General features: G+C 57.6%; 14 protein-coding genes and 1 tRNA gene. 8 read left to right on the top strand and 7 right to left on the bottom strand.

Annotation, left to right across the window (positions count from 1 at the left end):
- Positions 1–59 precede the first annotated feature (59 nt).
- The gene (locus tag KW403_RS16140) at positions 60–308 is read left to right on the top strand and encodes a hypothetical protein (protein WP_223020445.1); all 249 of its coding nucleotides are present in this window, start codon (positions 60–62) and stop codon (positions 306–308) included.
- A gap of 68 nt (positions 309–376) precedes the next feature.
- Here the strand turns inward: KW403_RS16140 and KW403_RS16135 are convergent, their stop codons facing one another.
- Complete coding sequence (locus KW403_RS16135) at positions 377–1,822, bottom strand: alanine/glycine:cation symporter family protein (RefSeq protein ID WP_223020444.1); 1,446 nt, start codon at positions 1,820–1,822, stop codon at positions 377–379.
- A gap of 322 nt (positions 1,823–2,144) precedes the next feature.
- Between KW403_RS16135 and KW403_RS16130 the strand changes: the two genes are divergently transcribed.
- The 3 genes from KW403_RS16130 (at position 2,145) to KW403_RS16120 (ending at position 3,748) form a co-directional block, all read left to right on the top strand.
- Positions 2,145–2,390, top strand: a complete 246-nt coding sequence (locus KW403_RS16130) for a hypothetical protein (protein ID WP_223020443.1) — start codon at positions 2,145–2,147, stop codon at positions 2,388–2,390.
- Between the two features lie 385 nt (positions 2,391–2,775).
- Positions 2,776–3,417: a maleate cis-trans isomerase family protein gene (locus tag KW403_RS16125; RefSeq protein ID WP_246637818.1), complete on the top strand. Its 642-nt coding sequence runs from the start codon at positions 2,776–2,778 to the stop codon at positions 3,415–3,417.
- 157 nt (positions 3,418–3,574) lie between these two features.
- Entirely contained in the window at positions 3,575–3,748 is a 174-nt protein-coding gene (locus KW403_RS16120) for a hypothetical protein (RefSeq protein ID WP_223020441.1), read from the top strand.
- A 348-nt stretch (positions 3,749–4,096) separates the two neighbouring features.
- On the opposite strand, the gene KW403_RS19390 is transcribed toward KW403_RS16120, so the two are convergent.
- Positions 4,097–4,228 (bottom strand): hypothetical protein, encoded by a 132-nt coding sequence (locus KW403_RS19390; protein WP_246637974.1) that lies wholly within the window; start codon positions 4,226–4,228, stop codon positions 4,097–4,099.
- On the opposite strand from KW403_RS19390, the gene KW403_RS19385 reads away from it, so the two are divergent.
- Complete coding sequence (locus KW403_RS19385) at positions 4,214–4,387, top strand: hypothetical protein (RefSeq protein ID WP_246637987.1); 174 nt, start codon at positions 4,214–4,216, stop codon at positions 4,385–4,387. The genes KW403_RS19390 and KW403_RS19385 overlap by 15 nt on opposite strands.
- A 200-nt stretch (positions 4,388–4,587) precedes the next feature.
- The gene (locus KW403_RS16110; RefSeq protein WP_223020440.1) at positions 4,588–5,337 is read left to right on the top strand and encodes an acyltransferase family protein; all 750 of its coding nucleotides are present in this window, start codon (positions 4,588–4,590) and stop codon (positions 5,335–5,337) included.
- A gap of 782 nt (positions 5,338–6,119) precedes the next feature.
- Here the strand turns inward: KW403_RS16110 and KW403_RS16105 are convergent.
- Positions 6,120–6,204: transfer RNA gene (locus tag KW403_RS16105), tRNA-Leu, on the bottom strand.
- Between the two features lie 184 nt (positions 6,205–6,388).
- Between KW403_RS16105 and lipB the strand changes: the two genes are divergently transcribed.
- Positions 6,389–7,105 carry a lipoyl(octanoyl) transferase LipB gene (lipB, locus tag KW403_RS16100; RefSeq protein ID WP_223020439.1) on the top strand — a complete coding sequence of 239 codons (717 nt, stop codon included), beginning with the start codon at positions 6,389–6,391 and terminating at the stop codon, positions 7,103–7,105.
- Positions 7,106–7,236: 131 nt separating this feature from the next.
- The gene (ggt, locus tag KW403_RS16095) at positions 7,237–8,997 is read left to right on the top strand and encodes a gamma-glutamyltransferase (RefSeq protein WP_223020438.1); all 1,761 of its coding nucleotides are present in this window, start codon (positions 7,237–7,239) and stop codon (positions 8,995–8,997) included.
- A gap of 418 nt (positions 8,998–9,415) precedes the next feature.
- On the opposite strand, the gene KW403_RS16090 is transcribed toward ggt, so the two are convergent.
- The 4 genes from KW403_RS16090 to KW403_RS16075 all read right to left on the bottom strand — a co-directional run bounded on the left by KW403_RS16090 (position 9,416) and on the right by KW403_RS16075 (position 13,555).
- On the bottom strand, positions 9,416–10,102 hold the full coding sequence (locus KW403_RS16090; protein ID WP_223020437.1) for an ABC transporter ATP-binding protein: 687 nt from the start codon (positions 10,100–10,102) through the stop codon (positions 9,416–9,418).
- Positions 10,102–11,415 (bottom strand): lipoprotein-releasing ABC transporter permease subunit, encoded by a 1,314-nt coding sequence (locus tag KW403_RS16085; RefSeq protein ID WP_223020436.1) that lies wholly within the window; start codon positions 11,413–11,415, stop codon positions 10,102–10,104. Before KW403_RS16085 ends, KW403_RS16090 begins: the two co-directional genes overlap by 1 nt.
- A gap of 47 nt (positions 11,416–11,462) precedes the next feature.
- Positions 11,463–12,794 (bottom strand): proline--tRNA ligase, encoded by a 1,332-nt coding sequence (gene proS / locus KW403_RS16080; protein WP_223022605.1) that lies wholly within the window; start codon positions 12,792–12,794, stop codon positions 11,463–11,465.
- A 491-nt stretch (positions 12,795–13,285) separates the two neighbouring features.
- Entirely contained in the window at positions 13,286–13,555 is a 270-nt protein-coding gene (locus KW403_RS16075) for a DUF1467 family protein (RefSeq protein WP_223020435.1), read from the bottom strand.
- Positions 13,556–13,561 lie beyond the last annotated feature (6 nt).

Below are 13,561 nucleotides of genomic sequence, written 5' to 3'. Positions count from 1 at the left end.
TGGTAAGCCTGCGGGAGGGCGTCCATGACGCCATAAAGTGCATTTTGAAGGGACCAAGAATGAACGACCGCTACGACGCCTATGCTGCTGCAACCATCGTAACGTTCGGAGCCATCGTGATCGGCGGACTGATGGCTGCCGCGCTTTCCTTTGGAGAGCGGGATGCATTCTTCTTCGCGCTTGGAGCAGGCACGTCGGCCTGGGGTGCCGGATATGCGATGTTCCTCGACAAGGCCCGGGTGTTTGTCGCTCTCACGGCTTTGGCCGTCGCGATGTCGATTGCAGCGGCCATATTGTTGGGCTTTTGAAGTCCGGAACATGAAAAGGGGCAGGTTGCCCTGCCCCTACGCCAAACGAGGCGGATCTCACGCAGCGATCAAGCCACTGACGATTCGCCACTCACCTTTCCGGTCCAGGCAGTACGGTCGATATCCAGATCCGGGAATTTTTCCGGATCGAGCACCGGCCTTTCGACACCTGCTCTCAGCTGCTCTCTGAAATCCTTCAATATCCTCAGACATGTGGGCAAAAGCATCATAATGGCGATGAGATTGACCAGCGCCAGGATGCCCATCATCGGATCAGAGAAGAAGAAGACCGCGGTCGCGCCGGGCGCCACAGCGCCAAGAAAGACAATCCCCATCACAACCACGCGCAACGCGTTGATGACCAGCGGATGTTCGCTGATCACCGTCAAGGCGTTCTCGCCCAGATAATAATTGTAGATGATCGAGCTGAAGGCAAAGAGAAGAAGGATGAAGGTCAGGAAATACTGGGTCCATTCACCCAGGTGAGAAACGAGCGACTGCTGGGTGAGGACGACGCCATCGATAGCCTCAGCACCTGGCGTATACACATCGCCCAATAAGATAACGAAGGCGGTGCAGCTGCAGATCACGATCGTGTCGATAAAGACCGAGAACGACTGGGTGATGCCCTGGCTGATGGGGTGGCGCACATCGGCCGTGGCGGCCACATTGGGCGCAGAACCAAGCCCAGCCTCATTGGAGAAAAGGCCACGCCTCAGCCCCTGTGCCAGCGCTGCACCCATGCCGCCGCCAACGGCCTGCTCCAGCCCGAACGCGTTCATGACGATGGAATAGAGAACACCGGGAAGTTCCGTGATGTTCAAAAGAATGATGACCACCGCCATCAACAGATAGGCAATCGCCATGACGGGGACCACGACATCGGCGGCTTTCGCAATCCGACGGATTCCGCCGAAGACGATGAAACCGGAGATCACGGTCAGAACGATGCCCGACCACATGCGGTCTATCCCCAGACTTTCCTGCGCGGCGCCGGCGACCGTATTGCCCTGAAATGCGTTGAACCCAATGGCGAATGCCGCGATCAGACAGATCGCGTAAAGGACGGCGAGCCACTTATACTCTTCACCCAGACCATGAATGATGGAGCGGGCCGGACCGCCGCGAAACGTGCCGTCTGCTTCGCGGCGTTTATACAGCTGCGCCAGCGAACACTCGACGAGGCTTGTCGCCATGCCCACCAGGGCAATCGCCCACATCCAGAACACTGCGCCTGGCCCACCAAGGGTAATGGCGACTGCCACGCCGGCGATGTTGCCGCCGCCGACGCGTCCCCCGACGGAAACGAGAAGTGCTGCACGCGCGGAGATCGCATTGGGGTCTCCGCTTTGATTTTTTGAAGAGAGGACGCGGAACATGCGCCTGAAGAACTGAAGCTGAACGAACCCGGTCAACGCGGTGATGAAAATGCCTAAGACGACAAGAATTGGGATGAGGGACCACCCCCAGGTTAAGTCTCCGATAACGCCAAATAAGCTCTCGATGAATGTCACTGTCGCACCCTCGCTTTTCGCAAATGCACTTTGTGGCCCTCTGCCCGGTGCGACAGAATAGACCACAATCAAGAGCAGCACACCAAAAGAAACACACGTCCACAAGCGGACTGGTGCTCGATAGACCCGGCCATTCATCTATGCCCAATCCCTTTGGAAACAGGGCAACCAGAGTGATTTTAACCTTTTCGTAACGCTCGCCAGCAGCAACTGGGACTACCTCGATCAGTGCACTCGTCCAGATGCGTAGGTTGTGGTATCTCCATCAGCACAATCAACTTGCCTATCGATCTGAACTTAACGACGGTTCCGGGGGGAAAGCATGTCGCTCGCATTTGAGACCTGTGCGCCGGTCGACTTTGTCGTCGAGGCGCAGACCTGCCGAGACGCGATAGAGCCGGCACTGACGCGCATTGTGAAGTCGGCTCGGGAGCGTGGGTGGAGTCATCAGCAAATCCATCTTGCACTCATCGAAATCGCGATGGCTTCCATCAAGACAGAAAAGCTCGATATTGCCACGCTTGCGCGTATGCGGAGGACCGCCTGGTTCGTCACAGCGAGAGACTGACCCAGTTCCTGGCTTGCGATCCATAGTTTGCGCATCCCCGCATCTGGGCAGGGGGTTGATCGAGGGCGGGGGTTTGGTCGGGGTGACAATGGGTGTATGTCTGTATCATCACGAAGGATCTTAGACAGGCCTCCTGCCCCAAACGCGACGCATCCACGTCGCTCGCCCGGCAGCACAACAGATACAAAAGAGGCGATCCTCAGGCTTGAACGACAATGCGCAACGACAGGGCCAAATGCTCGACAAACCAGAAAATTCGCCGCTAAAGCCCCGGAAGCGGCAGGTAAACTCCCCGATACGATTCGACTCAGGCCGGAATGAACGCGCCAAGATCGGTTTTGTTCTTCTTCCGAACGATCAATTGGTCGAAGAGGATATGGTGCGCATGGCTCCGCCGGGTGTTGGCGTTTACTTCTCCAGGGCTCGCATGCCGCATGAGATCTCGACCGGTACGCTTGCGCAACTCACCGGAAGCCTTGCGGAAACTGCCGGGCGCATCTTGCCGGATGACATTCTTGACGTGGTATGTCTGGCCTGCACTTCAGGCACGGTGGCGGTGGGAGAAGAACGCGTCTGTGCGGAATTGAGCAAGGGCGCCCCCACCGCCCGCGCCACTTCACTCATGGGCAGCGTGACAAGGGCGCTGGAGGCCCTGCAGGTGCGCCGTATCGCCGTGGGCACCCCCTACGCGGACGAATTGACCGACACTGTTGTGGGCTATCTGCACACTCAAGCGGGTTTCGAGATCTCCGCTTACGCGGGTCTTGGACTGGACTATGACCGCGATATGGTTCGGATCACGCCTGACTATCTGCTTGAGTTCGGCGCCAGTCTCGACACACCGGATGCAGATGCATTGCTGATAAGCTGCAGTGCATTGCGGTCGCTCGAGATTGTCGAAGCGCTGGAAGAGAAGATTCGAAAGCCCGTGATTGTGAGCAATCAGGCCATGATGTGGAATTGCCTTCGGCTTGCGGGCGTGGAAGATCGCCTGTCCGGATTTGGCGCGTTACTGCGACGCTTCTAGCCCGGCACCGAAGGGTCCCGATTGGCAATTCTTAAGAGAACATAGAAATCGTGATGCAGCGTTTTTCGCGCTTCGGGGTTACGCTCATGTCGAAACTCGGCACGAAACGCCCCGCACGAAACGCCCCGCACAAAACGCCCCGCACAAAACGGTTGATATGTATCTGGATTTTCTGAATACGCTGGCTCTCGTGATTTCCTTCGTGGTGCTCTCAACCGCGGTGGTGGAGTTTCTGTCACGCATGATCAGCCGCATCTATCTCAGCGGGCGGCCAAGCCGCTTGCTCAACGGGCGGCCAAGCCGCCTTGCACGCGAGCATCCTGCAGTCTGAAGCGGTGGGTTGCCGGAGGGTCCCGCAGCTTGCGGCCCCCAAATCTCTGAGGAAAGTTTGCTCCAAACAAAAAATCTCCCTCGATGCAAATCGAAGAAGATTCCTTGTCGCTCAATCGATAATCGAGAGCGAGATGCCCCACCCATCGCCCCCAACGGTCAGGACAACCCTCGTTAGCACGCATACAACCCGCGTGAATTAACACAGGTTAAGTTGGGAGAGGATTGCTGGGGATGCCGAAACCTCGCGGCGCGGTGATCAGCCCGTCGGAAAATGGCGCAGGTGGACGCCCGTTACATCGACAACTGACAAACCATTCTGAACCGCTCCGGCAAACTCGGAGCGAGTTCAATCACGGCGGCCCAGTAATGCCGATGATAAACTGTGGCGATATGCTCCATCCGCGATAGCTCGCCAATCAGCCTTGGTCGCATCCACCCTCACGTAACGGCGGAGCTGTTCAGCGTGCCCCCTCTTCATGGTGGCTCCACCGGGATCGTCTGGAAGATCGGCCCAGCCGCCCTCGTTTTCAAGGACGAGCGGAAGCGCCCGCGCGAAGTTGCGGTCCATGTCGTTTCCTTTCGTGGTGATGAAGCCGTGCGGACAGCCGCGCAGCCGAAGGGACGCACTGTGGCGTGAAACCATTGTCAGCAGAAGCGACGCATTACGTGATCACACCAGTGAAGGTGGGAGCCTCGCTCGCTACCCTTGGCTGTTAAGAGAAGGAGTTCAGCCTTGACGATCCCCAGTCGGTACACCCGTCAAGTGTCAACTCATTGGGTAATTTTATAACCACTGGAAAAGAATATATTTGTAAATAGACTATTGGGAGGGCGGGCGTGAAAGGTTCTTCAAGCGGTCAATACTACGAAAAATTAGACCATGTGCGCGCCTTGGCTGCCTTTTTAGTTTTTTCTTGGCACACGACACACATGCGAGGTGCCATTCCTCCGAGCTATGTACCTTCGTTTCCACCCGTGTCTCTTTTCGAAGAAGGCCACATTGGTGTCGCGCTTTTCATGACCTTAAGCGGCTACTTATTTGCAAAAATAATCAATGGTAGGCCGATCGATGTTGGAGCCTTCCTTTATAATCGCATATTGCGGTTGTTCCCGTTGTTATTCGTCACGCTCGCTGTGGGATATGGATTGCTATGGTCTCGTGGAATGAGTTTGGAAACAATATTTTCTACTGCCTACGTCGGCTTCATATTCCCCCGATGGCCTAATGGAGCGTGGTCTATTGCCGTCGAACTACATTTCTATCTTCTGCTTCCAATTCTCCTTCCAATTGCGTGGAAGCATCCACAGACTTTGTTAGCCCTAATCGTCATGATGATTTTTATTAGAGCCGCGATATATCTAGACGGCTGGAACATTCGCAATGCTTCCTATTGGACGATCATTGGCCGTATAGATCAATTTCTTGCCGGCATGGCGGCTTTTTGTTTACTTAAGGGACGAACCGCAAGAAGCTGGTATTTTGCCGTGGCGGCAGTTGCCTTTATCGCATCTGGCATTGGTTCAATGTTGAAGGCGGTTACTATGGCAGCCAAGGCAGCCCATGGTGGGTTTGTTCGCCCGCATTAGAGGGTCTTATAATAGCATTTCTGATTTGGTCTTACGAAAATTCCAACATTCCAATTCCCACGAAAATCAGTAAATTTATCGCCTTCGTAGGAGTTATAAGTTACAGTATATATATGTGGCACATGATGTATCTTAGGAATTTTGTTTTTTATCTGATGCAGAATGAGATTATCATATTTAGTAATTTTTATACCGCCTTCGCAATTTCAACTGCACTATTCATTTCTTTTCTTCCGCTTGCTTATATTTCATACCGGGTCATCGAGACCCCCTTCCTACGCTGGCGTAGTTCCTATTTCACATTGCAAAGTGGACAAAATACATCAATCCATCAGCCCATATAATACAAAGATTATGACTGTGCTTAGGGCAATTTTCACGCTCACACCTTAGTGGCTTGCGACTTCCTGCCTTAAGAGCATGGACCGGTCGATACGCAAGCCGAGACACACGTAGTGATGGCCTTCTTCGGCGAAAACCGGCGTATCGATTCCGTCTTCACTCAGAGCGAAATTTGGATCTCCACAAACCACTCCCAGCCTATGAATGGGTACATGCAAGGAAGCACGTCAGCGCATCTTTGCCCTGCTGCAACCAGTATGACATAATGGCCATTTTGGGCCATTCATAAGCGAAGACGAGCGAGGTATATATCCGACGCGTGGAGCGCTGGAAGCTGGCCCAATCAGCGGTCGGGAGAATCAACGTGTCCCACGCATGAGTCTGACGCGGGACACTTTCGCATCCAAGTCATTGAAAACCATACACTTTGGGAAAGAGCTTGGTGCGGTCGAGAAGACTCGAACTTCCACGGGTTGCCCCACAGCGACCTCAACGCTGCGCGTCTACCAATTCCGCCACGACCGCACGCAGCTGGAGGCCGGTTCACACCGGCACCGGGCATGTAGCAAATCGGATTTCGGGAAACAAGCGCCCTTCTTCAAAAACACGAAAAAAAACTCCAGCCTCCACACGGCGGCGGGGCACTGGACCCGCAGCCTGATTATCTCCATATGTGTCGGGCAGTTTCAGGACCTGATGGGATGATGCGATGAGCGAACGGGGCCAGATCGACACGGAATTCCTGCCACGCCTGGCGGGTCCGCCCGTCGAATGGCGTATCGAATCGGGTTTGATCGATTACGAACACGCCGTCGCCTTCATGGAAGCGCGCGCCGGCATGATTCGCGAAGGCAAGGCGTCTGAGCTCGTGTGGCTGGTGGAGCACCCGCCGCTCTACACAGCCGGCACCAGCGCCAACAGCGAGGATCTTCTCGAAGCAGGCCGCTTTCCGGTCTACAAGACGGGTCGCGGCGGCGAATACACCTATCACGGGCCGGGCCAAAGGGTCGCCTATGTGATGCTCGACCTCAAAACCCGCCGTGAAGACGTGCGCGCCTTCATCGCTGCGCTGGAGGCATGGATCATTGCCACGCTGGAACGCTTCAACGTGAAGGGCGAACGCCGAGAGGACCGCGTCGGTGTCTGGGTTGCGCGGCCGGACAAACCGCCCCTGCCCGGCGGCTTGCCCGCCGAAGACAAGATTGCCGCCATCGGCATTCGCCTGCGGCGCTGGGTGAGCTTCCACGGTATCTCGATCAACGTCGAGCCGGACCTGGCACATTTCGGCGGTATCGTGCCTTGCGGTATAAGCGGTTACGGAGTCACCAGTCTGGTCGATCTCGGCCTGCCGGTGACGATGGAGGATCTCGATCTCGCGCTCAAGGCCGCTTTTGCGGAAGTGTTCGGCCCCGCGGAAAGCCGTTGACGCTCGAGACAGGTCCGTCATGAATAGGCGGAGGCGCGATCGGAAATTGGCTCCAATCGCGCCGTGCGAGGCTTGAGAGCGTGTTGGCGATCCGGTCGGGATGCGCGACGCTCGGTCAGAGGAGCACCACAATGCGATTATTCAGTGCCTTTGGGGTCGTTGCCCTCATTTCCCTGTCCATGACCAGCCCTGAAGCGATTGCCCAGCAGGCGACGGATGCCCACGCGCCTGAGAGTGCCAGCGGGCTTGCAAACAAAACGACGGTCCACGCAAAAGAACAGATGGTGGCGGCTGCCAATCCATTGGCCGCGGAGGCCGGTCTCGACATCCTGCGCAAGGGCGGGAGTGCGGCCGATGCGCTGGTGGCTGTTCAGACGGTGCTTGGCCTGGTGGAGCCGCAATCCTCCGGCATTGGCGGCGGTGCGTTCCTTGTCTGGTATGATGCTGAAACCGGCAAAGTGACGACCTTCGATGGGCGGGAAACCGCCCCTGCTGCGGCAACGCCAGAGCTGTTCCTCAATCAACAAGGTGAGCCGCTTGCCTTCTTCGACGCCGTGGTCGGCGGACGCTCGGTGGGTACACCGGGCGTGGTTCGTCTGATGGAAACCATCCACAAACGCGCCGGAAAGCTTGAATGGACGACCCTTCTTCAACCGGCAATCCGGCTGGCGGAAGGAGGCTTCACCGTTTCGCCGCGGCTTCATGCGCTGATCGAGGAAGACAAGGGCCGGCTGGACACGCAACCTTCAACCCGCGCTTATTTTTATGACAAGGATGGCAAGACTCTCACGGTCGGATCGATCCTGAAAAATCCGGACTATGCCGAGACACTGAAACGAGTGGCCGAATATGGAGCCGATGGCTTCTATAGAGGGCCGGTCGCCGAACAGATTGTGGCCGCGGTCAAAGCACATGAAGGCAATCCGGGGCTTTTGACGCTCGATGACCTCGCCGGGTACGAGGTGAAGGAGCGGGAACCGGTGTGCGCTCCCTATCGCGACCTAGAGGTCTGCGGAATGGGGCCACCTTCCTCGGGAGCCCTCACCGTCGGACAGATCCTCGGCATGGTGAACACATTCGATCTGGGTAGTCTTGGACCTGAAGACCCCGAAAGCTGGCGCATCATCGGTGATGCCACACGGCTTGCCTTCGCTGACCGGGGCCGCTACATGGCCGACAGCGATTTCGTCAAGATGCCGAAGGGTCTTCTCGACCAGGATTATCTGAAAGCGCGTGCGGCGCTGATCCGGCGTCCCACCGCCCTTGGCGCGGATGACGTGAAGGCCGGAGATCCACCATGGGATAAAGCCGAATTGCGGATCGACGGCAGGAGCCTTGAGCAGCCCTCGACTTCGCATTTCGTTATTATCGATAAGGCCGGCAACGTCGCCTCGATGACAACATCGGTGGAAAGCGCTTTCGGCTCTCGCCAGATGGCGGCCGGTTTCATCCTCAACAATCAGCTAACGGATTTCTCGTTTGAGCCTGAAGCCGATGGCGAGGCAGTGGCCAACAAGGTCGAACCCGGCAAGCGCCCGCGCTCGTCCATGTCGCCGACCATCGTCCTGAAGGATGGCAAGCCGCTCCATGCGCTTGGCTCGCCCGGCGGCAGCAACATCATACCCTATGTCGCGAACACGATCATCGCGCTGACCGATTGGGGCATGAACATGCAACAGGCCATCGACCTGCCGCATCTGACAAATCGTTTCGGAACCTACACGCTGGAAGCCGGCACCGAAGCCGAAGAGATGCAGAATGACCTCGACGCGCTTGGCTTCAAGACATCCATCGATGACCTCAATTCCGGCCTGCACGGCATCACGCTTACGCCGGAAGGTCTGGAAGGAGCTGCCGACCCGCGTCGCGAAGGCGTGGCTGTCGGCGACTAGTCAGAAACGCATTTCCGAAAGGCAGGTTCGGGCTTCCGCCCGACATGGCTGCAAGGGAAGCAACCCAACACAGGGGCGGGAGGCGGACCTTCCCGCCTCTTTTGCATTCCGGCGGTGCCTGACACGACGCAGGACACCGGCAAGATTCAAATAGCGCCGATCACCACAGCAGCCATCATGATAAAGGAACTCACGGCAACGAGCGAGACGACATCCTGGACAAGATCGGTCATTTATCCCTCCTGATCACTTTATGAACCTTTTATGTTCTATTTTTGTTCTTTCGTCAAGCGCAGTAGGTAGCGGGTGCGCCAGGCGTGGCAATCAGGGTTTACGTGGGGTTAATCGGCGGACAGACGACCGAAATCCGGATCCGTTCTCTGGATCGCCGTCGGGCAATCGACAGGCGGGCGATCCGTCAGCCTGTCCAGGCGACGACTTTGCCGCCGCTCAGCGTCACAACACGGTCCATTCGAGCTGCCAGTTCATGATTGTGGGTGGCGATCAGGGCTGCCAGGCCAGACTGGCGCACGAGCGCCTCGAGCGCATCGAACACATAGCCTGCCGTCTTGGGGTCCAGATTGCCGGTGGGCTCATCCGCGAGAAGAACACGCGGCGCATTGGCGACCGCCCGGGCGATGGCCACGCGCTGCTGTTCGCCACCGGACAGTTCTGCCGGTCGGTGGCTCGCGCGGTGACCGACCCGCAAGTAATCAAGAAGCTGTCCTGCACGCGCCTTCGCCTCGGCCGGCGCCATGCCGGTGATCATCTGCGGGATCATGATGTTCTCCTCTGCAGAGAACTCCGGCAGCAGATGATGGAACTGGTAGACGAAGCCGATCTCGTTGCGACGGATAGCGGTGCGCGCATCATCCGACAGCTGGCCGCATGCTTGACCTCCGACAATCACCTCTCCGGAATCCGGTGCCTCCAGAAGCCCCGCCAGGTGCAGCAACGTCGATTTGCCAGCCCCCGATGGAGCGACCAACGCGACCATCTCGCCCGGGTTCAGGGAAAACGCGGCATCCTTGAGGATGGTTAGCTTGCCCTCGCCTTCGCGATAGCTGCGCTCGATGCCCTTCATTTCGAGAATAGGAGCCGCCATCAGTCATACCTCAGAGCATCGACCGGATCGAGCCGGGAGGCCCGCCAGGCAGGAAAGAGCGTTGCCACGAAGGACAGGACCAGTGCCATGATGATGACGGCGACGGTCTCACCGGCTTCCATCTTGGCCGGCAACTGACTCAGGAAATAGAGTTCGGGATCGAAGATTGTCGTTCCTGAAAGCCAGGAAAAGAACTGGCGGATCGATTCCACGTTCCAGCAAATAACGACACCGAGGATGACGCCGGCAAGCGTGCCGGAAACGCCGATTGCTGCGCCCGTCATCAAAAAGATACGCATGATTGCGCCGCTTGTCGCCCCCATGGTGCGCAGTATGGCAATATCGTGCCCCTTGTCCTTCACCAGCATGACCAGACCGGAAATGATATTGAGCGCGGCCACAAGGACGATCATGGTCAGGATCATGAACATGACGTTTCGCTCAACCTCCAGCGCTGAGAAGAAGGTGCTGTTGCGCTGGCGCCAGTCAGACAGGAGGATGGGTCGTTGCGCGGCCGCCTCTACCTGCGGACGTAGAATGTCCACCGCATCAGGATTGTCCACGAAAAGCTCTATCGACTGCACAAGCCCCTCCGCATTGAAATAGAGCTGGGCTTCCGGAAGCGGCATGTAGATGATGGAGGAATCGTATTCCGACATGCCGACCTCGAAGGTCGCAGAGATCGGATAGGTCTTCACGCGTGGGGTCGTGCCAAAGGGGGTGATGTCGCCGTCGGGGGCGACCAGCGTCACGGAATCGCCAACCGTAAGGCCGAGGTTCTGGGCCATGCGAGAGCCGAGGGCGAGTCCCTCGCCGGCAGCAAAGCCTACGAGAGAACCGTCCTTGATGTTCTCGGACACCAGTTCGAGACGAGACAGGTCATCCGCCCGCACACCGCGCACCACCGCCCCCGTTCCGGCACCACTGCGACCGGAAACGAGAACCTGCCCCTGCACCATCGGCATGGCAAGGCGCACGCCTTCGACGCCTTCAATGCGGCTGGCAACGGCCTCATAATCATCCATCGGCATGTCGATCGGCTGCACGATGAGATGGCCGTTGACGCCTAGAATGCGGGTCAGCAACTCAGCCCGGAATCCGTTCATCACCGCCATCACGACAATCAACGTCGCCACCCCGAGCATGATGCCGATGAAGGAGATGGATGCAATCACCGAGATGACGGTCTCCTTGCGGCGAGAGCGCAGGTAGCGCCAGGCGATCAGCCGCTCGAAACGGGAGAACGGTCCAGCGCCAGCAGGCTTTTCCCGGGCGCTCTGCGCGGCTTCTCCGCTGGTGGCGGCTTCACTCATGGCTCGACCTCAAAGGCTGTTGCGCGGACGAAAATCGCTGCACCGCCTCATGCGGTGCCCTGAGCGAGACGGTTGAGCGCATCCTCGACCGACAGGGAGACCCGCTCACCGGAGGCTCGGTTCTTGAGCTCCACCTCGCCATTGGCGACACCGCGCGGGCCGACCACCAATTGCCAGGGAAGACCGATCAGATCCGCGGTGGCAAACTTGCCGCCGGCGCGCTGGTCCGTATCGTCATAAAGCACGTCCTTACCCGCAGTTTGCAGTTTTCCATAAAGGTCTTCGCAAATGCGGTCGCAGGCTTCATCGCCCACCTTCATGTTGATCAGGCCTACATCGAACGGCGCGACACTCTCCGGCCAGATAATGCCGTTTTCATCATGGCTCGCCTCGATGATGGCGGCCAGAAGGCGGCTCGGGCCAATTCCGTAAGATCCCATCGACACATGATGCTCCTTGCCGTCCGGACCGGTGACGGTCGCGTTCATGGGCTTGGAATACTTGGTGCCGAAGTGGAAAATATGGCCGACTTCGATGCCCCGCGCAGAAACCTTCTCATCCTCGGAAATGGCGTCCCAGGCGACTTCGTCGTGCATTTCGTCGGTCGCCGCATAGGGCGTGGTCCAGGTGGCGACGATGTCGGCGATCTCCGCGTCATTGCCGAAATCGACATCCGCGCCCGGCACCTGGAGTTCAAGGAACTCCTTGCGGCAGAAGACTTCACTTTCGCCGGTAGAAGCCAGAATGATGAATTCGTGGCTCAGATCGCCGCCAATGGGGCCGGTGTCGGCGCGCATCGGGATCGCCTGCAGGCCCATGCGTGCGAATGTGCGCAAATAGGCAACGAACATGCGGTTGTAGGCGGCCTTTGCGCCCTCGAAGTCGAGATCGAAGGAATAGGCGTCCTTCATCAGGAACTCGCGCGAACGCATCACACCGAAGCGCGGGCGCACCTCGTCTCGGAACTTCCATTGTATGTGATAGAGATTGAGCGGCAGATCCTTGTAGGATTTGACATAGGAGCGGAAGATGTCGGTCACCATCTCTTCATTGGTCGGACCGTAGAGCATCTTGCGCTCGTGCCGGTCGGTGATGCGCAGCATCTCCTTACCGTAATCGTCGTAGCGCCCGCTCTCCATCCAAAGATCGGCCGACTGGATCGTGGGCATCAGAATTTCCTGCGCCCCTGCCCGGTTCTGCTCCTCGCGGATGATCTGATTGACCTTGTCAAGAACGCGCTTGCCCAGAGGCAGCCACGAAAAGCTCCCGGCGCCCTGCTGGCGGATCATGCCGGCACGCAGCATCAGACGGTGCGAGACGATTTCGGCCTCACGCGGGGTTTCTTTCAGGATCGGCAGGAAGTAGCGCGACAGTCGCATAAACGTATCCATGGAAGCGGCTCGGGAGAGCCTGTTCGGAATCAAAATGACAAACGGTTCGAGGCCGGTGTCTTAACCATTTCGCAACGGAATGAAAAGCCGAAGCCATATGACGAGCCAAAGCTCCGCCGTTCGAAACCGCCACCACAAGGCAATTCGATAACAATGCATTTCAAAGGCAATTTTCCTCGTGACATTTCGTCTCAACTTGCTCTATGGTGCCCTCCCATAACAAGAGGGTGAAGCTGAAATTCATCCTCATTACGCGGTCAAAGTCTTGGGAGGATGCGGTCCAGGCGCGGTAACTCGCAGCCGCCGACGATGATACGGCAAAGGATCGGACGCGTTGAGTTAGCAAGGCCTTTTGGCCTTGCATTTTTTTTGGGGGGATACTGTCCCTGCCCCATCCATTGTCCAGGGCCTGGACACCCTTCATGATCGAAGATTTCGTGGTGCGTTCGAAACGGTTTCTGTGACCGTAAACGACGGTTTCAGTCGAACCTGGGCACGACCCTTGGGATGTCGTCAAACGAGTACCCCAGTCCGCGTGTGACAAGAACCAGCAGCCCGCAGATGATCAGGGCGATGATCGTCGTGCGGATGAGTGCACGCAGCATGTGGGCCCCGCGCGGAGCGCTTTCGGTGGTGCCGAGCGTCACCTCACCGTCTTCTTCCTGTGTGCGCAGGCCGAACGGCAGTGCGATGAAAAGCACGGTCCACCAGACGATGAAAAACACGGCGAGAAGGGAAACCCAGCCCATTGGTGA

The organism is Nitratireductor kimnyeongensis (assembly GCF_019891395.1).
Taxonomy (GTDB): Bacteria; Pseudomonadota; Alphaproteobacteria; order Rhizobiales; family Rhizobiaceae; genus Nitratireductor; species Nitratireductor kimnyeongensis.
This window is presented reverse-complemented; position numbering and strand designations above follow the sequence as displayed.